Origin of the sequence: Bradyrhizobium sp. SZCCHNR1002 (assembly GCF_032381435.1) — a bacterium.
GTDB classification, from domain to species: Bacteria; Pseudomonadota; Alphaproteobacteria; order Rhizobiales; family Xanthobacteraceae; genus Bradyrhizobium; species Bradyrhizobium aeschynomenes.
On sequence record NZ_JAUHIS010000006.1, the window covers coordinates 429,165 to 454,101 of the forward strand.

At 65.8% G+C, this 24,937-nt stretch carries 21 protein-coding genes; 17 read left to right on the plus strand and 4 right to left on the minus strand.

What is annotated here, in order from left to right:
- Positions 1-110 precede the first annotated feature (110 nt).
- Positions 111-3,650: a molybdopterin cofactor-binding domain-containing protein gene (locus tag QX108_RS27000; RefSeq protein WP_315785871.1), complete on the minus strand. Its 3,540-nt coding sequence runs from the start codon at positions 3,648-3,650 to the stop codon at positions 111-113.
- On the minus strand, positions 3,650-4,132 hold the full coding sequence (locus QX108_RS27005) for a (2Fe-2S)-binding protein (RefSeq protein WP_315785874.1): 483 nt from the start codon (positions 4,130-4,132) through the stop codon (positions 3,650-3,652). The genes QX108_RS27000 and QX108_RS27005 overlap by 1 nt, the downstream gene beginning before the upstream one ends.
- A gap of 284 nt (positions 4,133-4,416) precedes the next feature.
- Between QX108_RS27005 and QX108_RS27010 the strand changes: the two genes are divergently transcribed.
- The 8 genes from QX108_RS27010 (at position 4,417) to QX108_RS27045 (ending at position 12,683) form a co-directional block, all read left to right on the plus strand.
- Complete coding sequence (locus tag QX108_RS27010; RefSeq protein ID WP_315718888.1) at positions 4,417-5,862, plus strand: 6-hydroxynicotinate reductase; 1,446 nt, start codon at positions 4,417-4,419, stop codon at positions 5,860-5,862.
- Complete coding sequence (locus tag QX108_RS27015; RefSeq protein WP_315785876.1) at positions 5,859-6,743, plus strand: UPF0280 family protein; 885 nt, start codon at positions 5,859-5,861, stop codon at positions 6,741-6,743. Before QX108_RS27010 ends, QX108_RS27015 begins: the two co-directional genes overlap by 4 nt.
- A gap of 42 nt (positions 6,744-6,785) precedes the next feature.
- Positions 6,786-7,370, plus strand: coding sequence for an amino acid synthesis family protein (locus QX108_RS27020; RefSeq protein WP_172110706.1), 585 nt, complete (start codon positions 6,786-6,788; stop codon positions 7,368-7,370).
- 28 nt (positions 7,371-7,398) lie between these two features.
- The gene (locus QX108_RS27025; protein ID WP_315718890.1) at positions 7,399-8,601 is read left to right on the plus strand and encodes an ABC transporter substrate-binding protein; all 1,203 of its coding nucleotides are present in this window, start codon (positions 7,399-7,401) and stop codon (positions 8,599-8,601) included.
- A 181-nt stretch (positions 8,602-8,782) separates the two neighbouring features.
- Entirely contained in the window at positions 8,783-10,669 is a 1,887-nt protein-coding gene (locus tag QX108_RS27030; protein WP_315785878.1) for an ABC transporter permease, read from the plus strand.
- The gene (locus tag QX108_RS27035) at positions 10,666-11,457 is read left to right on the plus strand and encodes an ABC transporter ATP-binding protein (RefSeq protein WP_315785880.1); all 792 of its coding nucleotides are present in this window, start codon (positions 10,666-10,668) and stop codon (positions 11,455-11,457) included. The genes QX108_RS27030 and QX108_RS27035 overlap by 4 nt, the downstream gene beginning before the upstream one ends.
- Positions 11,454-12,158 (plus strand): ABC transporter ATP-binding protein, encoded by a 705-nt coding sequence (locus QX108_RS27040; protein WP_315785882.1) that lies wholly within the window; start codon positions 11,454-11,456, stop codon positions 12,156-12,158. The genes QX108_RS27035 and QX108_RS27040 overlap by 4 nt, the downstream gene beginning before the upstream one ends.
- 12 nt (positions 12,159-12,170) lie before the next feature.
- Entirely contained in the window at positions 12,171-12,683 is a 513-nt protein-coding gene (locus tag QX108_RS27045) for a MarR family winged helix-turn-helix transcriptional regulator (RefSeq protein ID WP_315785884.1), read from the plus strand.
- Between the two features lie 383 nt (positions 12,684-13,066).
- Here QX108_RS27045 and QX108_RS27050 read toward each other — a convergent pair whose 3' ends face one another.
- Together QX108_RS27050 and QX108_RS27055 are read right to left on the minus strand one after the other, a co-directional pair.
- A complete protein-coding gene (locus QX108_RS27050; protein ID WP_315785886.1) occupies positions 13,067-14,263 on the minus strand; it encodes an amidohydrolase family protein in 1,197 nt (398 codons plus the stop codon).
- 276 nt (positions 14,264-14,539) lie between these two features.
- Positions 14,540-15,445, minus strand: a complete 906-nt coding sequence (locus QX108_RS27055) for a LysR family transcriptional regulator (RefSeq protein WP_172180054.1) — start codon at positions 15,443-15,445, stop codon at positions 14,540-14,542.
- Between the two features lie 289 nt (positions 15,446-15,734).
- Between QX108_RS27055 and QX108_RS27060 the strand changes: the two genes are divergently transcribed.
- The 9 genes from QX108_RS27060 (at position 15,735) to QX108_RS27100 (ending at position 24,699) form a co-directional block, all read left to right on the plus strand.
- Positions 15,735-16,532: a 5-oxoprolinase subunit PxpA gene (locus QX108_RS27060; RefSeq protein WP_244422026.1), complete on the plus strand. Its 798-nt coding sequence runs from the start codon at positions 15,735-15,737 to the stop codon at positions 16,530-16,532.
- A gap of 3 nt (positions 16,533-16,535) precedes the next feature.
- Positions 16,536-16,775: an acetyl-CoA carboxylase gene (locus QX108_RS27065; RefSeq protein ID WP_315785891.1), complete on the plus strand. Its 240-nt coding sequence runs from the start codon at positions 16,536-16,538 to the stop codon at positions 16,773-16,775.
- The gene (locus QX108_RS27070) at positions 16,772-18,154 is read left to right on the plus strand and encodes an acetyl-CoA carboxylase biotin carboxylase subunit (RefSeq protein ID WP_315785893.1); all 1,383 of its coding nucleotides are present in this window, start codon (positions 16,772-16,774) and stop codon (positions 18,152-18,154) included. The genes QX108_RS27065 and QX108_RS27070 overlap by 4 nt, the downstream gene beginning before the upstream one ends.
- Complete coding sequence (locus QX108_RS27075) at positions 18,154-19,023, plus strand: allophanate hydrolase subunit 1 (protein WP_315785895.1); 870 nt, start codon at positions 18,154-18,156, stop codon at positions 19,021-19,023. The genes QX108_RS27070 and QX108_RS27075 overlap by 1 nt, the downstream gene beginning before the upstream one ends.
- The gene (locus QX108_RS27080) at positions 19,020-19,991 is read left to right on the plus strand and encodes a biotin-dependent carboxyltransferase family protein (RefSeq protein WP_315785896.1); all 972 of its coding nucleotides are present in this window, start codon (positions 19,020-19,022) and stop codon (positions 19,989-19,991) included. The genes QX108_RS27075 and QX108_RS27080 overlap by 4 nt, the downstream gene beginning before the upstream one ends.
- A 62-nt stretch (positions 19,992-20,053) precedes the next feature.
- Complete coding sequence (gene torT / locus QX108_RS27085) at positions 20,054-21,115, plus strand: TMAO reductase system periplasmic protein TorT (RefSeq protein ID WP_315718900.1); 1,062 nt, start codon at positions 20,054-20,056, stop codon at positions 21,113-21,115.
- 69 nt (positions 21,116-21,184) lie between these two features.
- Positions 21,185-22,702: a sugar ABC transporter ATP-binding protein gene (locus QX108_RS27090; RefSeq protein WP_315785897.1), complete on the plus strand. Its 1,518-nt coding sequence runs from the start codon at positions 21,185-21,187 to the stop codon at positions 22,700-22,702.
- Positions 22,699-23,745 carry an ABC transporter permease gene (locus QX108_RS27095; protein ID WP_315785899.1) on the plus strand — a complete coding sequence of 349 codons (1,047 nt, stop codon included), beginning with the start codon at positions 22,699-22,701 and terminating at the stop codon, positions 23,743-23,745. The genes QX108_RS27090 and QX108_RS27095 overlap by 4 nt, the downstream gene beginning before the upstream one ends.
- A 72-nt stretch (positions 23,746-23,817) precedes the next feature.
- The gene (locus tag QX108_RS27100) at positions 23,818-24,699 is read left to right on the plus strand and encodes an aldose 1-epimerase family protein (RefSeq protein WP_315785901.1); all 882 of its coding nucleotides are present in this window, start codon (positions 23,818-23,820) and stop codon (positions 24,697-24,699) included.
- Positions 24,700-24,937 lie beyond the last annotated feature (238 nt).

The window sequence follows — 24,937 nt, forward strand, 5'->3', positions numbered from 1 at the left end:
CTAGAAGCGGCAAGGCGTCTGCCGCAAGGCGAAATTACTGGCAAAGCGATGCCCGAATGCGCGTCAGGGTGGTGGTCGCGGCGCCGGGCGGAGGGGCAGCATCGTTGGCCTCAGTGCGGCTGGGCCGAGCGGATACGGCCGACGACAGCGTCGACGTCCGTCCAAGCCGGCTTGTCCGGCGCAAACTGGCCGCGCAGATAGGAGACGAGCTCGGCAAGCTGCGCGTCGCTCAAATGATCCTTGAAGGCCGGCATGTAGCCGAGGTCGGACGAGGCAGGCTTCATGATTCCATGCAGGATCACCTGGATCAGATTATCCGGCGTGGCGCCGTGCAGGTTGCTGTTGAGCGCGAGCGAGGGCCGGCTGCCGAACAACGGCAGGCCGCCGACCTCGTGACAGACCGCGCAGGCGCCCAGATAGAGCCGCGCTGCCGGAGACGAGGCCGAAGTGACCTTGGTGCGTGCTTCCAGCTCTGAGGCCAGAGCTTCCAGCTTTGCCGGCGCGGGCGTGGGCTCCTGGAACGAAGCGAGATAGATCGCCATCGCGCGGACATCAGCCTCCGGCAGCGTCGCGAGATCCTTGACGATCGGCGCCATCGGTCCAGCGGCTACGCCATGGAAGCGCGACTGTCCCGAACGGAGATACGTGTAGAGTTCATCCTCGGTCCACGGGATCGGCGCGGTGGAGAGCGACGTCAGCGCCGGCGCCTCCCAGCCATCGGCAAAGCCGCCGGCGAGATAGGCGTTGCGCTGCTCGGCGCCGAGCGCGTTGCGCGGCGAGTGGCAGGCGCTGCAATGGCCGAGGCTTTCGACGAGATAGAAGCCGCGATTCCACTGCTCTGATCTGGTCGGATCGGGCCTGAAGGTTTCAGTGCTGTGAAACAGCGCATTCCATCCGGCCACCAGCGGCCGCAGATTGAAGGGGAAGCGTAGCTGATTTTCAGGCGCCCGTTGTTGCACCGGCGGCTGCGCCATCAGATAGGCGTACAGCGCCTGCAGATCGGCGTCGCTGGTGCGCGCGAAATGCGTGTAGGGAAATGCCGGATAGAGCTGCCGGCCGTCGCGATGCACGCCCTCGCGCATCGCGCGCTCGAAGGCGGGGTAGGACCAGGCGCCGATGCCGGTCTCGACGTCGGGCGTGATGTTGGTGCTGAAGATCGTGCCGAACGGCGTCTCCAGCGCGCGGCCGCCGGCATTGATCAGGCCGCCATCCGCGGTGTGGCAGACGGCACAATTGCCGAGCGCCGCGAGCGCCTCGCCGCGTGCGAGGGTCGCTGCGGAATAGACCGAGGGATCGGGACGGGTGATCGGTGCGATGGCGCGCCACGGCAGCACGGCCGTCGCGACGCCGATGGCGGCGGCGCAGGCGGCAACGGTGCCGGCGATTACGCCGCTCCGTTTGGCGAAGGGCTTCAGCCAAGTGGACGCAGGCTTGTTCGGAGCAGGCAGCGGCTGCGGCTTGGCGGGTTCGAGCTGTTCGCCGCGCAGGCCTCGGAGAATGCGCTCCGGCGTGAAGGGCGGCTCGCGGAAGCGCACGCCGGTGGCGTCATAGATCGCGTTGGCGATCGCGGCGGCGCTCGGCACCGACGCGGACTCGCCGACGCCAAGCGGCGGCTGATCCGGCCGCGGCAGCATCAGCACGTCGATCTTCGGCACGTCGGGGAAGGTGATGATCGGGTAAGCGCCCCATTCCCGTGCCGCCACCTTGCCGCGCGAGAACGGAACCTCCTCCATCAGCGCCCGGCTGGTGGACTGGATGACGTTGCCTTCGATCTGATGGCGCACGCCGTCCGGATTGATCATCAGGCCGGAATCCTGGCCGGCGATCACACGGGTGACGCTGACGTCGCCGGTGGTCGTATTGACAGCGACATCGGCGATCCACGCCGACCAGGCCGCGCCATAGCCGGGGAACTTGCTGTGAACGTAAAGTGCGTAGGCAAAGCCGCGACCGTGCACGACGCCATTCTCGGGCGTCTTCTCTTCTCGCACCGGACGCGGCATCCAGCCGGCGCGCTCGGCGACCGCATTGACGAGATCACGGGCGCGCTCGTCCTTGAGGTAGCGCAGCCGGTACTCGATCGGATCGACCTCAGCCTCGGCGGCGAGTTCGTCGATATAAGATTCGTGCGCGAAGGTGTTCGGCAGCGCCGAGACGCCGCGGATCCATGACGCGCGGACGAGCGGCGGCATGTCATGCGCCGTGATGCGCATGTGATCGTAGTCGTAGGGCGGGATCGCGGTGCGGTCGCCCATCTCGAATATGGCGGGCTCCGGCGCGATGCGGCCGGTGAGCAGCAGCGCCAAGGTCGGCGCGCCGTTCGACGGGTAGCGCGTGGCGAACTCATAGGCCGCGACCGAGCCGTCAGCATCGAGGCCGCCATTGATGTCCATCAGCTGCGCGGTGCCCTTCGGCTCCCACAGATGCTCCTGCTCGCGCGTCAGCTGCACGCGTACCGGACGGCCGACTGCGCGTGACAGCAGCAGCGCGTCGGCGGTGACGTCGTCGGCACAGTTGCGGCCGTAGCAGCCGGCGGCTTCAAGCCGGATCAGCTCGATCTCAGGCTCGGGGCAGTCGATCAGCTTGGCGAGATCGCTACGCAGGATGTGCGGGTTCTGCGTGCCGGAATAGACGCGGATCTGCCCATCCCGATAATCGGCGACCGCGCAGGACGGCCCGATCGAACCGTGCATCTGATAGGGCCAGAGATACGTCCGCCGCATCGGCTTGGCGGCATGCGCCATGGCGGTATCGACGTCGCCCTTGTCGAGCAGTCGGCGCGGCTCTGACGGATTGGCGCGCAGCGCGTTCTCGACATCGTCGAGATCGCGCAAGGTCGGCACAGGCTTCCATTTGATATCGAGGCGCTCGGCGGCAAGGATCGCGCTCTCCTCGCGCTCGGCGACGACGCCGATGAAGTCGCCGATCACGACGACGTCCACCAGGCCAGGAATATCCCGCACGGAATTCTTGTCGACCCCGATCAGACTGGTGCCGATGAACGGGCCGGCATCGACGCCGGCATAAGGTGGCCGCACGACACGGCCATGCAGCATGCCGGGGACGCGGACGTCGTGCACATAAGTCAGCTCGCCGGTTGCCTTCGCCGGCAGGTCGACGCGCGGCACCGAACGGCCGACGACCTGATAGTTGTCCACGGATTTGACGGTGACATCGTCAGCGAGCTCGAGGCGGACGATGTCATCACCGATCAGCTCGCCATAGCTGAGCACGCGATTGTTGGGACCACGGACCAGCCCGTCCTCAATGATCAGTTCGTTTTCGGCAAGTCCGAGCTGCGTCGCGGCGCGCTCCAACAGGAAGGCGCGTGCCTGGGCCGCCGCCTTGCGCAGCGGCACCGCTGTGATCTGGATCGTCTCGCTGGCAATCGTCGCGCCCTGGTTCGGCACGACGGCGGTGTCGCCGAGCACGATGACGACACGGGCGAAGGAGACGTCGAGCTCTTCTGCGACGATCTGTCCCAGGGCGGTGCGGATGCCGGTGCCGAGATCGACATGGCCGTTGAACGCAGCGACCTCGCCGGCCGCGGTGATTCTGATGAAGGTTTCGAACGGGCCGTCGGCGACGCGGCGCTCGACGGTCAGCATGCCGCGCGGATCATCGGCCGTGGGAGTGGCGCGCTCAGTCATCAGTCCTGCGCCTCGAGCGTGTGTCCGGCGGCGCGCATCGCGGCGCGGAGAATTTCGACATGGGCGCCGCAGCGGCAGAGATTGTAGCGCAGCGCCTGCTTGATGTCGTCGAGCGACGGATCGGGCTTGATGGCGAGCAGCGCCTTGGTCGTCATGATCATGCCATTGAGACAATAGCCGCATTGCGCAGCCTGCTCGACGATGAAGGCCTGTTGCACAGGATCAGGCGCTTCGCGCGAGCCGAGCCCTTCCAGTGTGGTGACGGTGCGGCCGCCACAGCCCTCGATGGGGATCACGCAGGAGCGTGCGGCGCGGCCGTCGATCAGGACGGTGCAGGCGCCGCACTCGCCGAGGCCGCAGCCGTATTTCGGGCCATTCAGAGCCAGATCGTTGCGCAGCACGTGGAGCAGGGGCGTGCCGGGGGCGGCGGCGACGTCATGCGTCAGTCCGTTCACGGTCAGCCGAATCGGTGCTGGCGTCATGCCCTTCTGTCGTCCGCTGTGATATCGTTAACGAGAACGCAATCGCGATCGCCGGGAGCCTATCGTTTGTGTACTAACATGCAAGTACCGCGTTTCGCATTGCAGCGTGTGCACGATTTGTCGTCATTGTGCAGGGCAAACTGATCGATTATCCGGCAAACCTGCTTTTCGGGCGCAGTGGCGCTTGACAGTCGGCGGACGGGCGCGACATCATTCGTATACGAACGAATTGCCGCGGCGGACGGTGATCATTGCCGCCACCGCTTCAAGATGGGCTTCTCTGCATGGTAACTGAGACGGCGAGCGACGCTGCAGGGGACAAGATCCGCTGCGATGCCTGCCCGGTGATGTGCTACATCAAGCCGGGCGCGGCCGGCGCCTGCGATCGCTACGCCAATCAGGACGGCGTGCTGGTGCGGGTCGATCCGCATGTCCTGCTGGAGCGGACGGTGTCGCATGGCGGCAAGCTGGTGCCGTTCCAGGCCAGCGGCGACTGGGACGGCAAGATCGTGCATCAGCCGGAGCTGTTTGTCACCGCGATCGGCGCAGGCACCACCTATCCCGACTACAAGCCAGCGCCCTTCATCGTTTCGTCGCAGATCGAAGGTGTCGACATGGTCACCGTCGTGACCGAGGGCATCTTCAGCTATTGCGGCGTCAAGGTGAAGATCGACACCGACCGCTATCTCGGGCCGGAAGCCGCAACCGTGCGTGTCGACGGCGAGGCTGTGGGGCACGTCACGACCAGCGAATACGGCTCGCAGATGCTGTCGCTCGGCGGCGTGCATCATCTCACCGGCGGCTCGAAGAAGGAGGGGCGCGTCACCTGCGACGCGCTGATGGATCTCAGCAACCGCAAGGCCGTCGAGCTTGTGATCGACGGCGGCGCCAGCGTGATCGTACAGGCCGGGCAACCGCCGATCGTCAACGGCGTCAAGGAAGAGCGCATGCGCGTCGGCTGCGGCTCGGCGACGATCGGCATGTTCGCCAAACAGTGGCAGGGCAAGGTCGACGAGGTCGTCGTGGTCGACGACCACATCACCGGCGTGCTGTCGGAGCACCAGGCCGGCAAGCTGTTGGATATTCCGTCGACCGGCATCAAGATGAAGGGGCGGCGCTCGACCCCGGGCCGCTATTTCCAGGTCGCGCAGCCCGGCACCGGCTGGGGTGGCACGGATATCTCCGATCCGCTTGCGATCCTCGGTCCGTTCGATCCGAAGACGGCAAAGCCCGGAACGACGCTCCTGATGGTGTCGACGACCGGTGAGCATGCGGGCTACTACGTGCTCGACGAGAGTCTGACGCCGATCCAGCGCGAGATGCCGCCGGAGCTGCAGTTCTCGGTCGAACGCATCCAGGAGAATTGCGAGCCGGCGCTGTGCACCGTGCTGTTCATGGCCGGTGCCGGTGGTTCGTTGCGCGCCGGTGTCACGGACAATCCGGTACGTCTGACCCGCTCGGTGAAGGATGCGCTGACGCGCGTCACCTCGGGTGGCGCGCCGGTCTATGTCTGGCCGGGCGGCGGCATCACCTACATGGTCGACGTGACGCAGATGCCGGCGGGCGCGTTCGGCTACGTGCCGACGCCGGCGCTGGTGGCGCCGATCGAGTTCACGATGAAGCTGTCCGACTATGAGGCGCTCGGCGGCCACATGGACTATGTGCAGCCGCTCGCCTCCCTCAAGGAGGTCGGCAAGGATATCCGTCAGTGGCCGGGGCAGGGCGCATGAGCCGGCAGCCACAGATTGCCCTGTTGCCGGACCGGCGGCTGCATCTGCAGGATGGGCCGATCGATCTGATCATCGGCGCCGATGGTGCGGAGGGCGACATCCGCGCCGCCTATCGCGCTGCTGCGGAGCGCTTCACGGGCTTGCTCGATGAACTTTGTTCGGAACTGTCTGAGCTGCGCAAGGCCGCCGATCTTTGTCGCCCTCTGAATGGCGTCGTCGCCCGTCGCATGCATGCGGCGGTGGCGCCGTTCGCGGCCAAGATGTTCATCACGCCGATGGCTGCCGTCGCGGGATCCGTGGCGGAGGAAGTCCTTGGCGCCATGCTGAGTGCGGCGAAGCTGACGCGCGCCCATGTCAACAATGGCGGCGATATCGCGCTGCATCTGCTGGATGCCGCGACGTTCAGCGTCGGGCTGATGGATCGGCCGGACAGCGCCGGAACCCTGCGCCGGATGACGCTGCGCGCGGATGATGGAATCGGTGGCGTCGCCACGTCGGGCCGGCATGGCCGCAGCTTCTCGCTCGGCATCGCCGATGCTGTGACCGTGTTGGCGAGGACCGCCGCGCCGGCCGACGCCGCTGCAACCGTGATCGGCAATTCGGTCGATCTGCCCGGACATCCCGCCGTGGTCCGCCGTCCGGCCTGCGAGCTTCAGCCGGACAGCGATCTCGGTCATCGTCTCGTCACATGCGAGGTCGGAGAGCTGGGCGATGGCGATGTTGCGAGGGCGCTGGCGGCGGGTGAGCGGTGCGCGCAGGCTTTGCTCTCGGATGGCTTGATCGAAGCCGCCGTGCTGCAGCTCCGCGGGACCATCCGCGTCGTCGGCGCGCGTCCGGTCGAGGTCGTCCGGCCGTCCCGGTTGCGGGCTGCGGCTGCGTGAGGTTTGATCTATGATGGGCTGGAACATGAGGGACTGCCGACGATGAGCGCCGTCATCAGAAAGATCGTGACCGTGGTCGAGGAAGTCCATCAGGAGATGGGCAAGACCATCTCGCCGCCGACGCGCCGCGCCGCGGCGGTCGCCGTGATCGAAAACCCGTTCGCCGGCCGCTATGTCGAAGATCTCTCGCCGCTGATCGCGATCGGCGAGGAGCTCGGCGAGATGCTGGCCAAGCGCGCGGTGGCTGCGCTCGGCATCGAGGGACCTGCGGCGCACAGCTATGGCAAGGCCGCGGCCGTCGGCAGCGATGGCGAGCTGGAGCATGCGGCCGCCATCCTGCATCCGAAGATGGGCGCGCCGGTGCGCAAGGTGCTCGGCAAGGGCGCCGCGCTGATCCCGTCGTCGAAGAAGCGCGGCGGCGTCGGCTGCACGCTCGACATCCCGCTCGGGCACAAGGACGCCGCTTTCGTGCGCAGCCATTTCGACGGCATGGAGGTGCAGATCAACGATGCGCCGCGCGCTGGCGAGATCATGGTCGCGCTCGCCGTCACCGACAGCGGTCGTCCGCTGCCGCGTGTCGGCGGGCTTGCGGTCGCCGAGATCAAGGGCGACGACGGACTGCGATAACTCAAGTCAACAGTTGGAGGCTGAAGGGATGCGACGGAGAACGATGCTTGCGGCAGGCCTGGGCCTTGCCGTCGTGGGACTGACGGGCGCGGCGCGCGCCGAGGACGTCATCAAGATCGGCGAGATCAACAGCTATTCGCTGCTGCCGGCGTTCACCGAGCCCTATCGCAAGGGCTGGCAGCTCGCGGTCGAGGAGGTCAATGCGGCCGGCGGCATCAACGGCAAGAAGCTCGTCGTCGTCTCCAAGGACGACAGCGGCAAGCCGGCCGACGCGCAGACCGCGGCCAACGAGCTGGTGTCGAGCGAGAACGTCGCGATGCTCGCCGGCACCTTCCTGTCGAACATCGGCCTCGCCGTCAGCGACTTCGCCAACCAGAAGAAGGTGTTCTTCCTGGCGGCCGAGCCGCTGACAGACGCCATCACCTGGTCGAAGGGCAACAAGTATACCTTCCGCCTGCGTCCGTCGAACTACATGCAGGCCGCGATGCTGGTCGAGGAAGCCGCCAAGCTGCCCGCGAAGCGCTGGGCCACGATCGCGCCGAACTACGAATATGGCCAGTCGGCCGTTGCCGTGTTCAAGAAGCTCTTGTCGGAGAAGCGCCCCGACATCCAGTGGGTCGACGAGCAGTGGCCGCCGCAGGGCAAGATCGACGCCGGTCCCGTGGTACAGGCCGTCGCCGCCGCCAATCCGGAGGCGATCCTCAACGTGACGTTCGGCGCCGACCTCGTGAAGCTGGTCCGCGAAGGCAACACCCGCGGCCTGTTCAAGGACCGCAAGGTGGTCAGCTTCCTGACCGGCGAGCCGGAATATCTCGATCCGCTGAAGGAGGAGACGCCGGAAGGCTGGATCGTCACCGGCTATCCCTGGTACTCGATCAAGACGCCCGAGCATGACGCGTTCCTCAAGGCCTACCAGGCCAAGTACAACGACTATCCGCGCCTCGGCTCGATCGTCGGCTACCAGACCATCAAGTCGGCGGCCGCCATTCTCGCCAAGGCCGGCTCGACCGATGCCGACAAGCTGATCGCGGCGGCCGAGGGCCTCTCGGTGCCGTCCCCGTTCGGCGAGATCACCTTCCGCAAGAACGACCACCAGTCGACGCTCGGCGCCTTCGTCGGCAAGACCGCGTTGAAGGACGGCAAGGGCATCATGGTCGACACCGTCTATCGCAAGGGCGCGGACTATCTCCCGAGCGACGCCGAAGTCGCCAAGCTCCGTCCGAAGGACTGAGCCAAGCCTGGTCCATGCCTTCCTGCCTCCTCCGCCCGCGGAGGAGAGCGGGCGGGGTGAGGGATTTTGACGCCTGATCTACAGGTTCAGGCCGAGAACCCTCACTCCACGCTTGCGGCTCTTCACGCAAGCCCCCACGCGGCTCACCCGATACAGACGATCTCCCTCACGCGGACCGCCCATGGCCTTCTATTTCGTCCAGTTCCTGACCGGCCTTGCCAGCGCGGCCTCGCTGTTCCTGGTGGCATCGGGACTGTCGATCATCTTCGGCGTCACCCGCATCGTGAATTTCGCCCATGGCGCGTTCTACATGCTCGGCGCCTACGTGGCCTTCTCGCTGACGGAGCGGCTGTCCGGCCCGCTCGGCTTCTGGGGCGGCATCGTCGTCGCGGCGCTTGCGGTCGCGGTCATCGGCGTGCTGGTCGAAATCGCGCTGCTGCGCCGGATCTATCATGCACCGGAGCTGTTCCAGCTGCTCGGCACATTCGGCCTGACCCTGATGGTCGAGGATCTCGTCGTGCTGATCTGGGGGCCGGACGACCTGGTCGGCCGCCGCGCGCCGGGCTTCAAGGGCGCGGTGAATTTCTTCGGCCAGAACATTCCGAGCTACGACCTGTTCCTGATCGTGCTCGGCCCCGTCGTGCTCGGTGCGCTCTGGCTGTTATTCCAGCGCACGCGCTGGGGCATCCTCGTGCGCGCGGCGACGCAGGACCGCGACATGGTCGCGGCGCTCGGCGTCAATCAGAAATGGCTGTTCACCTCGGTGTTCGCGGTCGGCGTCTTCCTCGCCGCGCTCGGCGGCGCGCTGCAGATCCCGCGCGATGCGGTCCATCACGCGATGGACCTGCGCATCATCGTCGAGGTCTTCGTGGTCGTCGTGATCGGCGGTCTCGGCAGCATCCTCGGTGCCTTCGTCGCCGCCGTGCTGGTGTCGGAGCTGAATGCGTTCGGCATTCTCATCTTCCCCACGATCTCGCTGATCCTCGTGTTCCTGGTGATGGCCGTCGTGCTGGTCGTGCGGCCCTGGGGCCTGTTCGGCAGGAAGGAGGCGCCGGCGCGCCGGACGCCGGGCCTCACCGTCATTCCCTGGCGTCCGCTGAGCTCGGTCGAGCGGCTTGCCTCCCTGGTTGCGGTGGCGTTTGCGGCGATGCTGCCCTTCATCGCCGGCAACTACGCGCTGACCGTCGGTGCGGAGATCGCGATCTTCGTCATTTTCGCCGCGTCCCTCCACTTCCTGATGGCGGTCGGCGGCCTCGCCTCGTTCGGCCACGCCGCCTATTTCGGCCTCGGTGCGTATGGTGTGGCGTTCCTCGCCAAGATGGCGGGACTGCCGATGATCGCCTGCCTGTTGCTCGGACCTTTGTTGGGTGCGGCGGGCGCGGCCGTGTTCGGCGCTTTTGCCGTGCAGCTCTCCGGCGTGTACTTCGCGATGCTGACGCTGGCCTTTGCCCAGATCGTCTGGTCGATCGCCTTCCAATGGGTGGCAGTGACTGGCGGAGACAATGGCATTCTCGGCCTATGGCCGGAGAAATGGGCGGCCTCGCCGTCGCATTTCTACTGGCTCGCGCTTGGCGTCTCGGCCTTCGTCGTCAGCGTGCTGCGCCTGATCACCTTCTCGCCGTTCGGCTATGCCCTGCGCGGCATGCGGGACTCGCCGCTGCGCAGCGAGTCCATCGGCATCAACGGCAAGCGCATCCAGTGGACGGCCTTCATCATCGCCGGCACCACGGCGGGCATCGGCGGCGCGCTGTTCGCCTATCTCAAGGGCAGCGTGTTCCCGGACAACATGGGTATCTCGCTGTCGGTGGACGCGCTGGTCATGGTGCTGCTCGGCGGCGTCGAGACGGTGCCCGGCGCGATCTTCGGCGCCATCGTCTACAAGGCGCTCAACATCTGGCTGGTCAGCCAGACCGACTGGTCGAAGCTCGTGCTCGGCATCTTCATCGTGCTGATCGTCGTGGTGTTCCCTAAGGGCATCGTCGGCGTGGTCGAGAGCGTCATGCACCGGCGGCGGGCCACGGCGCCGAAGGCTGCCGCGCTGTCGGCGAAGATGGAGGGCGCGCAATGAGTTTCGGTGTGTCCTTGCTCTCGGTCGAAGGGCTGTCGAAATCCTATGGCGGCATTCATGCCGTGCGCAACGTCTCGTTCACGTTGCAGGCGGGCGAGATTCTGGCACTGATCGGCCCCAACGGCGCGGGCAAGAGCACCTGCTTCGACATGCTCAACGGCCAGAACGTGCCGGACAGCGGCCGCATCACCGTCATGGGGCAGGAGACCACCGGCCGCAAGCCGCGCGAGGTCTGGCGGCTCGGCGTGGGGCGCACCTTCCAGATCACCGCGACCTATCCGACCATGACGGTGCGCGAGAACATCCAGGTTGCGCTGGTGTCGCATCATCATCGCCTGTTCGATTTCTGGAGTCCGATGATCGGAATCGAACGCGGCGAGGCCGATCGTCTGCTCGATCTTGTCGGCATGGCCGGCTATGCCGAGCGGCCCTGCGGCGAGCTCGCTTATGGCGATCTCAAGCGGCTGGAGCTGGCGATCGCGCTGGCCAACCAGCCCAAGCTGCTGCTCATGGACGAGCCGACCGCAGGCATGGCGCCGCGTGAGCGCGTCGAGCTGATGCGGCTGACGGCGAAAATCGCGCGCGAGCAGTCGATCGGCGTGCTGTTCACCGAGCATGACATGGACGTCGTGTTCGAGCATGCCGATCGCATCCTCGTGCTCAATCGCGGCAGCCTGATCGCGCAGGGCTCGCCGGCCGAGGTGCGCGCCAACCGCGAGGTGCAGGCGATCTATCTCGGCGAAGGCCTGCTGTACGATGCCCGGCATCGCGAGGGAGCCTCGGCATGAAGCTGTCCGTTGCCAATCTGAACAGCCATTACGGCCCGGCGCACATCCTGTTCGACATCGGCCTGGAGGTCGGCGAGGGCGAGGTGGTGGCCTTGCTTGGCCGCAACGGTGCCGGCAAGTCGACCACCTTCCGCTCGATCGTCGGCCTCGTCGCCTTGCGCGAGGGGCAGATCATGTTCGAAGGCAAGGACATCTCGACCGCGCCGACGCATGAGATCGTCCGTGCCGGTCTCGGCTACGTGCCGGAAGAGCGGCGCATCTTCACCGATCTGACCGTCGAGGAGAACCTCGAAGTCGGCCGGCAGAAGCCGCGGCCCGGCGCGCCGCAATGGACGCGCGAGAAGCTGTACAAGCTGTTTCCCAATCTCGGTGAGATGAAGAACCGTCCGGGCGGCCGCATGAGCGGCGGCGAGCAGCAGATGCTGACCATCGCTCGCACCCTGATGGGCAATCCGTCGTTGGTGCTGCTCGACGAGCCCTCGGAAGGCCTGTCGCCGAAGATCGTCGAGCAGATGGTCGATGCCATCCTGACGATGAAGAAGGAAGGCGTGTCGCTGGTGGTGTCCGAGCAGAACCTGCATTTTGCAAAACTGATTTCGGATCGGGCCTACATCATTGAACGCGGCCGCATCTGCTTCGCCGGCACCATGGCGGAGCTGGATGCGCGGCCGGATATCCGCGACGCGCATCTGTCGATCTGAGGCGAGGATTAGATGGCAAAGACGGCCGCGCTGAAGCGATCGACGAAGGCGACCAAGGCTGCGCCGAAGCCGGCGGCGAAAGCGGCCGTCAAGGCCGCTGCCAAGCCGGCGAAGTCGACCTACGTGCTCGACGACCAGATCGGCTTCATCCTGCGCCAGGTGTGGCAGCGTCACACCATGATCTTCGCCCGCGACATCGGCAGCAATCTGACGCCGACGCAGTGGGCCGCGCTGTCGAAGCTGGTCGAGACCGGGCCGTGCTCGCAGAACCAGCTCGGCCGTCTGACGGCGATGGACGTCGCGACGATCAAGGGCGTGATCGACCGGTTGACCGCGCGGGGGCTGACGGAGACGAGCTCTGATCCGCAGGATGGCCGTCGGCTGCTGGTCAGCCTGACCCGGGCGGGTCAGCAGCTCGCGGAGAAAACCGCGCCGCTGGCGCTCGCGATTTCAAAGGAAACGCTGGCGCCGCTGGATGCAAAAGAGCGCGAGACGTTGCTGTCGCTGTTGAGCCGGCTGCGGTAGTCCAAGACGCAGATCTCGTAGGTTGGGCAAAGCGAAGCGTGCCCACCATTCTCACCACGTCCGCATCTACCAACGGTGGACACGCGCCGCCTGACGGCGCCGCTTTGCCCACCCTACGGTTCTTCGCCACAGCGAAGGTTCGCGCACTCACGTGATGCGAGATTGCGTATCGAGAAGCGTTAAATTCCGCCGTCGTCCCGGCCTTGAGCCGGGACCCAGAGCCACAGGGTATAGTTTGGGGCAGACGCATCGTTAACATCGCGCCCACCACGACCGCCGCGGAGTATGGATCCCGGCTCAAGGCCGGGACGACACCGCTTGTTGTTGAGCGAGCTGGGTACACTTCCCGCTACGCCCGCAATGACGGCGGAGCGATAGTCGACCTACTTCGCCACGATCTCCGGGATCTTCGTCGCCGGCGGCGTGTTGCGGCTGCGCTGGGTGCGAACGATGCCGTCGATGATGGTCATGCCGATGCCCGGGAGGTCGCCGAGCTGGACGCTGTCGAGCAGCGTGTTGGCGGGCGAGTGCTGCGCCTTGTCCATGATCACGAAATCCGCGGAGCGGCCGATTTCGATCAGGCCGCAATCGAGCTCGCGCATGCGCGCGGTGTTGCCGGTGGCGAAGCAGAACGCGATCTCGGCCGGGATGTCGCCAAGCGACGACAGCAGCGACACCATGCGGAGAATGCCGAGCGGCTGCACGCCGGAGCCGGCGGGCGCGTCGGTGCCGAGGATGACGCGGCTGAGCTCGTTCATCTCTCGCGCGGTGCGCAAGGTGAACAGTGCCGAGCGCTCATTGCCGTTGTGCACCAGCTCGAGGCCGGCCTTGCAGCCCTCACAGATGCAGCGGATCTGATCGTCGGGCAAAGCGGTGTGGCCGCCATTGATGTGCCCGATCACGTCGGTGCCGGCTTCGAGAACGACGTCCTTGTCGATCAGTCCGGAGCCGGGGATCGACGGACCGCCGGTGTGGATCGTGCTCTGGATGCCATATTTGCGCGCCCAGCCGACCATCTTGCGCGCGGTCGGACCGTCCTTGACGCCGCCGAGACCGACCTCGCCGAGCAGCTTGACGCCGGCCGCGGCGAGCTCCTTGAAGTCGTCCTCGACCATCTCGCATTCGATCACCGGCGCGCCGGCATGCACCTTCACGCCGCCGGGGCGGAGGGTCCAGAACGCGCGCTGCGCGAAGATCGCCATCGCCTTCAGGCCGACGACGTCGCGCGGGCGGCCGGGCATGTGCACCTCACCGGCCGAGATCATGGTGGTGACGCCACCATGCAGGTAGGAATCGATCCAGTTGCTCTGGTTCTGCCGCGGCGTCCAGTCGCCGGCGACGGGATGGACGTGGCTGTCGATCAGGCCCGGCGCGACGGTGGTGCCATGGGCATCAACGATGGTGGTCGCGCCCGAGGTGTCGACGTCCTTGTAGCGGCCGATGGCGGTGATCTTGCCGTTCTCGGCGACGATGGTGTCGGCATCCAGGATCGGCCGTTCCAGCGCGCCCGACAGCATCAGGCCGATGTTGCGGATGACCAGCTTGCTGGGGCCGGTCGCTTGCGGCGCGTCATGGGCCATCGGGATGTCCTTCTCTCTCGAAGCAATTTACGGCAGTTTGCGCCTGCACGCGGCGCAGCATCAAGCCGGTTTTGGTCATTCGTACACGAATGAATGGGGCCGGCAAGCGGCCGGCTTGCACGAAGATTCGGCGCGGATTGCACAGTTCGACCGCGCTACACCGCCGTCATTCCGGGGCAAGGCCGAGAGGCCTTGAACCCGGAATCCCGATATCGTCTTGCGGTCTTTTCCGACGATCGCGAGATTCCGGGTGCAATCGGGGTTGGGCCGGGGCCTCTATCGTAGCGTCGGGATGTAGAACGCCTGGCGGAAATAGGAGCGGAACACCTCCATGGCCGGGGTGAACTCGATGTTTCGCCGCCAGGCGAGACCGACATCCATCGCCGGCACGGGATCGCTGAGCACGATGGTCTCGATCCGCCGGCCTTCCAGCGACCACGGCCGCAGCACCATGTCGGAGAGGATGGCGACGCCCTGGCCGTTGGCGACCATCGAACGTACCGCCTCCACCGAGGACGTCCGCAGCACGACGTTCGGTTGGAATGCGGTCTTGTTCCAGTATTTGAGCGAGGTGTGCGCGGCCTCGTCGACCGTCAGCATGATGTAGGGCTCGTCGGCAACGTCCCGCAACGACACGGATTCGCGCTGCAGCAGCCGGTGTTTCGATGGCACCCAGAGCCGCCGTCGCGAGCCGATCAGCGTCTCCATGGTGAGATCGGGATTCTGTACGTTCGACGTCAGCAGCACCGCGATGTCGTAGCGGTTCGACAGCAGCCCTTCCTCGATCGCCTCGCGCGTGAGCTCGAACAGCTGGATGTTGAGTCGCGGATAGTGCCGCTTCAGCCGCTCGAGATGGTTGGGAAGGAAATAGCCGATCACGGTGTAGGTCGCCGCGAGCGTCAGGCTGCCTTCGACGTCGCCGGCGGGCACGCGCAGCGAGGTCGCTTCCTCGACCTTGTTGAGAATGTCGTAGGCGTGAAACAGGAATTGCCGGCCGATCGGCGTCAACTCCATGCCCTGCGGCGAGCGGTTGAACAGTTCGGCGCCGACGATCTCCTCGAGCTCCTTGATCGAGGTGGTGATCGCCGATTGCGAGATCGACAGCGCCGAGGCGGCCTGGGTGATCTGGCCCTGCTCGGCGGTGGCGACGAAATAGCGGATCTGGCGCAGGCTGATGGCCACCCAATTCTCCATTCAAAGATCAGAATATGGAGCCATCTTCTATCTTAAAAAGCAAATCGAATATTCCTTGGGCACCGTGCACCGCAAACAGGCGGCATGATTCAATCAATTTTACCAGCTATTTGACCGGATGCAGCGCGCAAAGCGTGTTCAAAGGGCAATCTAAAAAAGAGAAAATGAGTTTCCAACAATAATAATTTTCAATGGGACTGTGTGCCCCTAACGTCCTGTTCCGCCGCCCCGCCGCCCATCTCGCGCGAAAGGGCGGCGCCAGGTGAGGGGAGCATCCGTGCCGCTGAAGACTGTCGATATCAATTGCGATCTGGGCGAAGCGTTCGGCTCCTGGCGGCTGAGCGACGCCGAGGACGCCAAGCTGATGGAGCTGATCAGCTCGGCGAACATCGCCGCCGGCTTCCACGCCGGCGACCCCAATCTGATGGACACCACGGTGCGGCTCGCCACCCAGCACGGCGTCGGCATCGGCGCGCATCCCGGCTATCGCGATCTGCAAGGCTTCGGCCGCCGCCGCATCGACGGCTCGGCCGACGAACTGATCAACGACATCGTCTATCAGGTCGGCGCCATCAGGGAATTCGCCCGCCGCCACGGCGGCACCTTGCAGCACGTCAAGCCGCATGGCGCGCTCTACATGGAGCTCGCCGCCAACGAGCAGCTGTCGCGCTCCTTCATCAAGCTGATGCGCACGGTGGCGCCGAACTCCTTCGTGTTCTGCATGGACATTTCGGTGACTTATCGCGTCGCCGTCGAGGCTGGGCAGCCCGTCATCCGCGAGTTCTATGCCGACCGCGACTACGACCGCTCCGGCTCGATCGTCTTCACCCGTCACGGCAAGAGGCTCGATCCGCAGGGCGTCGCCGACAAGGTGCTGCGGGCATGCCAGACCGGCAAGGTCCGCACCATCGAAGGCGACGACATCGACATCGAATTCGAGTCGATCTGCTTCCACTCGGATACGCCCGGCGCCTACGAGATCGCCAGCGCGATGCGCCAGACGCTGATTGCCAACGGCATCCGCATCGCGCCGCCGTCCGACATCGTTCCCCAGAAACCGCAAAGCGAAGCCTGACCCATGAGCACTGAGATCAAGTCCCCGCTGCCTGGCGTGTTCTATCGCAAGCCCTCGCCGGAGAGCGCGCCGTTCAAGAACGACGGCGATACGGTCGCTGCTGACGATGTCATCGGCCTCGTTGAAGTGATGAAGTCGTTCCATGAGGTCAAGGCCGGCGTTGCCGGCAGGAACATTCGCTTCAGCGTCGATGACGCCGACGCCATCATGGCGGGGCAGGTGATCGCCGAGGTCGAGGCATGACCTTGCGCTCGGTCCTGATCGCCAACCGGGGCGAGATCGCGGTGCGGATCATCCGCGCGGCGAAGGCGCTGGGCCTGCGCACCGTGCTCGCGCACAGCATCGCGGACAAGGAGTCGCTGGCGGCGCAGCTCGCCGACGAGACGGTCGAGATCGGGCCGCCGGCGGCGAAGAAATCCTATCTGAACATCGAGGCCGTGGTGAACGCGGCCAAGGCGTCCAAGGTCGACGCCGTGCATCCCGGCTACGGCTTCCTCGCCGAGAATGCCGAGTTCGCCGAAGCCGTCACCGCGGCCGGCATCGTCTTCGTCGGCCCGAGCGCTGAGGCGATTCGGCTGCTCGGCGACAAGGTGATGGCGCGTCAGGTCGCGGCGCTCGCCGGCGTGCCGACCGTGCCGGGCTCGGACGGCCGCGTCACCGATCTCGACGAGGCCATCGCGATCGCGGCGCGGATCGGCTTTCCCGTGATGATCAAGGCGGCGGCCGGCGGCGGCGGGCGCGGCATCCGCATCGTCGGAGATGCGGAGGAGTTCGCCCGGCAGTTTCCACAGGCCTCCAGTGAAGCCGCGGCGGCATTCGGTGACGGCAGGCTGTACATCGAGAAGGTGATCGAGCGCGCGCGCCATGTCGAGGTGCAGATCCTCGGTGACGGCGACAACGTCGTGCATTGCTATGAGCGCGAATGCTCGCTGCAGCGGCGGCGTCAGAAGGTCTGGGAGGAGGCGCCTGCGGTGGGGCTGCCGGACTACGTCCGCCAGCGGCTCTGCGCCAGCGCCGTCGCGCTCGGCCGCGCCGTCGGCTACAGCGGCGCCGGCACGGTCGAATATCTCTACGATGATGCGACGAACGAATTCTACTTCATCGAGGTCAACACCCGCATCCAGGTCGAGCATCCCGTCACCGAGATGATCACCGGCATCGACCTGGTGCAGGAGATGCTGAAGATTGCCGGCGGCGCCAAGCTCTCGGTGACGCAGGACGACGTGCGCATCCAGGGCCACGCGATCGAGTGCCGGATCAATGCCGAGGATCCGCACAAAGGCTTCATGCCCGGGCCCGGCACGATCGAACGGCTTGCCGTGCCCGACGGCGAGGGCATCCGCTTCGATACCTTGCTGTTCGAAGGCTATGCGGTGCCGCCGTTCTACGACTCGCTGCTCGGCAAGCTGATCGTGCGGGGCGAGACCCGCGCCGACTGCCTGGCCCGGTTGCGCGAGGCGCTCGATTGTCTCGTGATCACCGGCATCCCCACGACCATTCCGCTGCATGCCGCGCTCGCGCGCGATGCCAGCGTGGCCGACGGACGCACCCATACCCGCTTTCTCGAGCCATGGCTCGAAACCGATTTCGCGCAGCTGGCCCGCGCCAGGGAGGACGCCTGATGACCACCCGCTACTCGTTCGGGGGTGACGAGCATCTCTTCGTCGAATGCGACGAGGCGATGTCGCTCGATGCCTTCTTCAAGAGCCTGTCGATGACCAATGCGATCCGCGACGCCGGCATCAAGGGCGTCACGGAGATCTGCCCGGCCAACGCCTCGTTCCAGATCAAGTTCGATCCCGATGTGATCAAGCCGAACGACATCCTGAAAGAGGTGCAGGGCATCGAGAGCGCGGCGGCGAAGACCGAGCCGGTCATCAAGACCCGCATCATCGAGATCCCCGTGTTCTACCAGGATCCCTGGACGCACGAGACCTTGATGCGCTTCCGCGAGCGGCACCAGGACCCGACCGCGACCGACCTCGAATATGCCGCGCGCGTCAACGGCCTCGCCGATGTCGACGCCTTCATCAAAGCGCATAGCGGCTCGCCCTGGTTCGTCTCGATGGTCGGGTTCGTCGCCGGTCTGCCGTTCATGTACCAGATGGTGGAGCGGAGCAAGCAGCTGCAGGTGCCCAAATATCTGCGCCCGCGCACCGACACGCCGAAGCTGACGATCGGCCATGGCGGCTGCTTCTCCTGCATCTACTCGGTGCGCGGCGCCGGCGGCTACCAGATGTTCGGCATCACGCCGATGCCGATCTTCGATCCCGAGCAGAGCATCTCATACCTGCGCGACTTCATGGTGTTCTTCCGCCCCGGCGACATCGTCAAGTTCAAGCCGATCCAGCAGGACGAATACGATCACGCGCTGGGCGAGGTCGCGTCCGGCCGCTTCGCGCCCATCATTCGCGACGTCACCTTCGACTTCCGCGATTTCCAGAAGGACATGACCGGCTACAACGCCAAGCTTCAGGGAGCGCTGGCATGACCATCAAGGTGCTTCATCCGGGTCTGTCGACCACCGTGCAGGACCTCGGCCGCCCCGGCTATTTCCATCTCGGCATTCCCGTCGGCGGCGCGATGGATCGGCTCGCCTTGCGCGCCGCGAACCTGCTGGTCGGCAATGACGAAGGCGCTGCATGCCTCGAAGCCGTGTTCATCGGGCCGCAGTTGGAATTCACCGCGCCCGCGCGCATCGCCGTCACCGGGGCCGAGATGCCGATCAAGCTCGACGGTGTCGAGCAGCCGGGCTGGACCGCGCTGGAGGTGAAGGCGGGGCAGGTGCTCAGCTTCGACTATCTCAAGAGCGGCGCGCGCATCATCATCGCAGTCTCAGGCGGCATCGACGTGCCGCTCGCGCTCGGCAGCCGCTCGACCTATCCGATCGGTGCGCTCGGCGGCTTCAAGGGCCGGCCGATTGCGGCCGGCGATGAGCTGCCGGTCGGTGTTGCCAGCAGCGGCAAGGCAGGCGCGAGCGTGCCCGAGGCGCTGCGGCGCAAGCCCGGCCATCCGGCCGAGCTGCGCGTGCTGCCGGGTCTCTATTGGCATCGCATCCTGCCGGAGTCGCAGCAGAGCTTCTTCGCCGATCAGTGGAAGGTCGCGCCCGAGGCCGACCGCATGGGCTATCGCTTCCGCGGCGGCCAGGCGCTGAAATTCGTCGAGCGCGAGCAGCCGTTCGGGGCCGGCTCCGATCCCTCCAACATCGTCGACAGTTGTTATCCCTACGGCTCGATCCAGGTGCCCGGCGGCAAGGAGCCGATCATCCTGCATCGCGATGCCGTCTCCGGCGGCGGCTACTTCATGGTCGGCACGGTCATCTCGGCCGACATGGACCTGATCGGCCAGTTGCAGCCGAACATGCCGACGCGCTTCGTCGAGATCGACATGGATGGCGCGCTCGCGGCGCGCGCCGATCGCAAAGCTCTTCTGCAGAAGATCCGGGCGGCATTGGCCTGACCGCACTTCGGTGCGGCGGGCTTGTGCCGGGTTTCAAGACTGAATGACAAAGGGGTAGTTCAATGAAGAGTTTGGTTCGTGTTCTCCTGGCGTCGTCGGCGCTGGTGCTGTCGGCCGGCGCCCATGCTGCCGATTGGTATCCCTACGACGCCTCCAAGATCGAGCCGCCGTTCGCGGCCGACGGCAAGCCGTGGGATGTCAAATATGTCCCGCTGGAGAAGGCCTCGAAGCCGTGGAAGCTGTGCGTCTCGTTCCCGCACATGAAGGACGCCTATTGGCTCGGCGTCGACTATGGCGTCGCGGAGGAGGCGAAGCGCCTGGGCGTCAAGATGAACCTGGTCGAGGCCGGCGGCTACACCGAGCTCAACAAGCAGATCTCGCAGATCGAGGACTGCGTCGCGTCGGGCACTGATGCGGTCATCATCGGCGCGATCTCGGCCGATGGCCTCAACAAGGTGATCGGGGAGATCGCCAAGAAGAAGATCCCGGTGATCGACCTCGTCAACGGCATCTCCTCGCCGGATATTTCGGCCAAGTCGCTGGTGTCGTTCTACACGATGGGCGCGGAGACCGGCAGCTATCTCGCCAAGAAGCATCCGGCCGGCACGCCCGAGGTCGTGGTCGGCTGGTTCCCGGGCCCGGCCGGCGCCGGCTGGGTCGAGGCCGCCAACAAGGGCTTCATGGACGCGGTGAAGGGCTCGGCGATCAAGGTGCTGGAGCCGAAATATGGCGACACCGGCAAGGAGGTGCAGGCCAAGCTGGTCGAGGACGCGCTGCAGGCCGCGCCGAACATCCGCTACGTCGCCGGTACGGCCGTCACCGCCGAAGCGGCGCAGGGCCTGATCCGCGAGCGCGGGCTGAAGGGCAAGGTCGACCTGCTCGCCTTCTACATGACGCCCGGCGTCTATGAGGGCATCAAGCGCGGCCTGATCATGGCAGCGCCCGCCGACTCCATGGTCATCCAGGGCCGTATCGCGGTCGACCAGGCCGTGCGCATCCTCGAAGGCAAGGACTACGTCAAGCACGTCGGTCCGAAGATCTTCGTGGTCGACTCCGCCAATATCGGCAAGGTGCCGCCGGCGAACATCCTTCCCCCGGACGGCTTCAAGCCCGTCTTCAACTGAGCGGGGGTCAGGTGCGGCTCTGCCTCTGTTCCCTGACGGGCGCAGGGCCGCATCGCAAGGGGGCCGATGATGAGTAGCCTAGCTGCACCGCTGGTCGAGATGACCGGGATCACCAAGGAGTTTCCCGGCGTCAAGGCACTCAGCGGCGTTCATCTCAAGGTCGAGCGCGGCGAGGTGCATGTGCTGTTCGGCGAGAACGGCGCCGGCAAGTCGACCTTGATCTCGATTCTCTCCGGCGTCTTCCGGCCGACCACCGGCACCATCCGCATCGCGGGAGACGAGGTGAGCTTTCATTCGGTGCACGACGCGGCCAAGGCCGGCATCGGCACCGTGTTCCAGGAATTCTCCCTGGTGCCCACCTTGCCGGTGTTCGAGAATCTCTATCTCGGCCGCGAGCTGATGCGCGGGCCGCTGACGGATCGCCGCGCCATGCTGGCCGGCGCGCGCAAACTGTTTGCCGAGCTCGATTTCGACATCGAGGTGACGCGTCCCGCGTCCAGCCTGTCGCGCGCGCAGCAGCAGATGGTGGAGATCGCCAAGGCTTTTCTGTCGAATGCCCGCGTGCTCATCCTCGACGAGCCGACGGCCTCGCTCACCGAGCGCGAGACCGAGCGCCTGTTCGGCTTCATCGGCAAGGCGGCCGCCTCCGGCGTCGGCATCATCTATATTTCGCACCGGATCCAGGAATTCCAAGAGATCGCCGACCGCATCTCGATCCTGCGCGACGGCCGCTTGATCGCGACCGTCCCGGCGCGCGGCACCTCGGAACGCGAGCTGATCGAGCTGATGACGGGGCGCGCGGTCGATCAGGTCTATCCGAAGATCGCCTATCGTACCGATGGCGCCGTGGTCATGACGCTGGAGGGCATCCGCACCGCGGGCGTCCATGGCGCAAGCCTTGAGGTGCGCGCCGGCGAGGTGCTCGGCTGCGCCGGTCTCGTCGGCAGCGGCAAATCGCGGATCTGGCGCGCGGCGATGGGGCTTCAGCCGTTGCAGGCCGGCAAGGTGACTTTGAAGGGCCGCGACGTCACTGGCGCGTCGACGCGCGCGCTGCTCAAGGACGGCGTGTTCTTCCTGCCGTCCGACCGCAAGAGCGAGGGCCTGCAGATGACCGCGAGCGCCCGCGGCAACATCGAGCTCAGCCTGCTCGACCGCAACGACGTTGCGGGTCCGCTCGGCTTCGTGGGGCCGCGCCGCAGCCGCGCGCTGACGGATGCGATCGGCAACAAGGTCGGCATCGCCAAGGGGGCGATGGATCGCGCGGTGTCGAAACTGTCTGGCGGCAACCAGCAGAAGGTGCTGTTCGGCAAGGGGTTTGGCGACAACCGCGACGTCTACATCTTCGACGAGCCGACGGTCGGCGTCGACATGGGCACGCGCATGGCGCTGTACCAGCTGATCAAGGACATCGCGGAGGCCGGCAAGGCCGTGGTCGTGATCTCCTCCGACCTCCCGGAGGTGATGAACCTGTCACATCGCTTGCTGGTGTTCGCCAAGGGCCGCATCGCGGCCGAGCTCTCCGGCGACGCGATCGCGGAAGAGAACGTCTTGAAACATTTCTTTGCCGAAACGGAGAGCGCGGCGTGAGCATGCCAACGACGACAATTGCCGAGGACACGGCCGCGCCACGCGGCGCCAATGCGGTGCTCACGGGCCTGCGCGCGCTGTTCCTGCGCGTCGGTGTGCTGCCGTTCTTCCTGGTCGCCACCCTGATCGCGTTCTCGCTGGTGTCCAAGGAATTCTTGGCGCTGCAGAACCTGACCAACGTCGCGCGGCAGTCGGTCTACCTGATCCTGGTCTCGCTCGGTCAGATGCTGGCGCTGGTCACCGGCGGCTTCGACCTCTCGGTCGGTACGGCCATCGCGCTGACATCTGTGGTCTCGGCGCTCGCGATGGTGACGCTGTCGCATATGCTACCGTCGGACATGCTGTGGCTGGTGATCGTGCTCGGCTGCTGCGCCGGGCTTGCGGCGGCGCTCGTCATCGGCAGCATCAACGGGCTTGGAATTGCCGTGTTCGGCGTCTCGCCCTTCATCATGACGCTGGGCGTGCAGTCGGTCGGCGCCGGCATCGCGCTGTTCCTGACCGGCGGCGTGCCGGTGTCCGGCGTGCCCTATGAGTTCGGCGACGTCCTCGGCTTCGGCCGTGTGTTCGACATTCCGGTCCCCGTGCTGGTCGCCGTGGTGGCGGCCAGCACGATCTGGCTGGTGATGAACCGCACCCGGCTCGGCAAGCACATCCAGGCGGTCGGCGGCAACGCCAAGGCGGCTCGGCTGTCGGGCGTCAACACCACGAAGGTGCTGTTCATCGCCTATGCGCTATGCGCGCTGCTGGCTTCCGTCGCGGGCCTGCTGCTGACCGCCCGCGTCGGCTCCGGTGAGACCAATCTCGGCGGCACCATCGCGCTGGAGTCGATCGCGGCCTGCGTCATCGCCGGCGTGTCGCTGCATGGCGGCATCGGCCGGGTCGAGAACGTCGTGCTCGGTGGCTTCTTCATCGTGCTCTTGCAGAACGGCATGAACATCGCGCAGATCGGTTCCTACATGCAGATGGTGCTGCTTGGCTCGCTGCTGGTGCTCGCCGTCATCCTCGATCAGGTCCGATACCGGCTGCTCGTGGGGGAGCGGTGATCGCAGGCCTCTGGACGTTGGCGGCGCAATCCGGCATCACCTCGTGCGCTTTTGCGACCTGGGCGGTGACCGATGAGCGACGACCTTCACACGATCAGCGCAGGCGGCATCACTGCGACGATCAAGGCGGATGGTGCCGAGCTGTGCTCGCTGAAGACGGCCAATGATCTGGAGTTGCTCTGGCAAGCAGGCGCTGCGTGGCCGCGTCATGCGCCCTGGCTGTTTCCGATCGTCGGCCGGCTCAAGAATGACCAGCTCCACCACGGCGGCCGAACCTATCCGATGACGCAGCATGGCTTTGCGCGTGACCTGCGCTTCACGTGGTTGGAGCGTGGCGCGGAGGCCTGCATACTGCAACTGACCGACGACCAGACGACGCAAGCGCGCTATCCCTTCGCCTTCCGCCTGACGTTGAGCTACCGGATCACCGCCGATGCGCTCGACATGGTGGTCGAGATCGCGAACCCCGGCGCGGAGGTGCTGCCGGCCTCGTTCGGCGCACATCCCGCCTTCAACTGGCCGTTGCTCCCGGGCGAGCCGAAAGACAGCTATCGCCTGGTCTTTGCCGAACCCGAGCCGGCACCGATCCGGCGCCTGACCGGTGGCTTGCTGTGCGAGCGGCCGGAGCGCTCGCCGATCGAAGGGCGCGTGCTGTCGTTGAACGAACGCCTTTTCGAGAACGATGCCGTGATCCTGGATCAGCCCTTGAGCCGCTCGGTTCGCCTGGTCGGGAGCAGGGGACCGGCCCTCGACATCAGCTGGGACGGTTTCCGCGAGCTCGGCATTTGGTCGAAGCCGGGCGGCGCGCCGTTCCTGTGCATCGAGCCTTGGCGCGGATTTGCGAGCCCGCTCGATTTTGATGCGGAGTTCATGGCCAAGCCTGGCATTATGCATATCGCAACGGGAGCAGCTGAGACGCTGCGTTGCCGCATCAAGATCCAATCATCCGATTAGTATGACTTATGTGGCAAGCGCCCGTTTGCGTGCACAGCGGTAACCGTGACTCGCAGTTTAAGGCCTGGAAAAGGCGACGCCGCGACCTACATCAGAGACGGCGGCGGAACTTTGGATATGATGCGTCGAACGACCGGCGGTTGTTGGGCTTTTTTCTCCTAACCGATAACGGGCGATCAACGAACATCACGGTGCGGGTCAAAGCGCTGAGCGCTTGCGGCGGTCGACGTTGCAATCC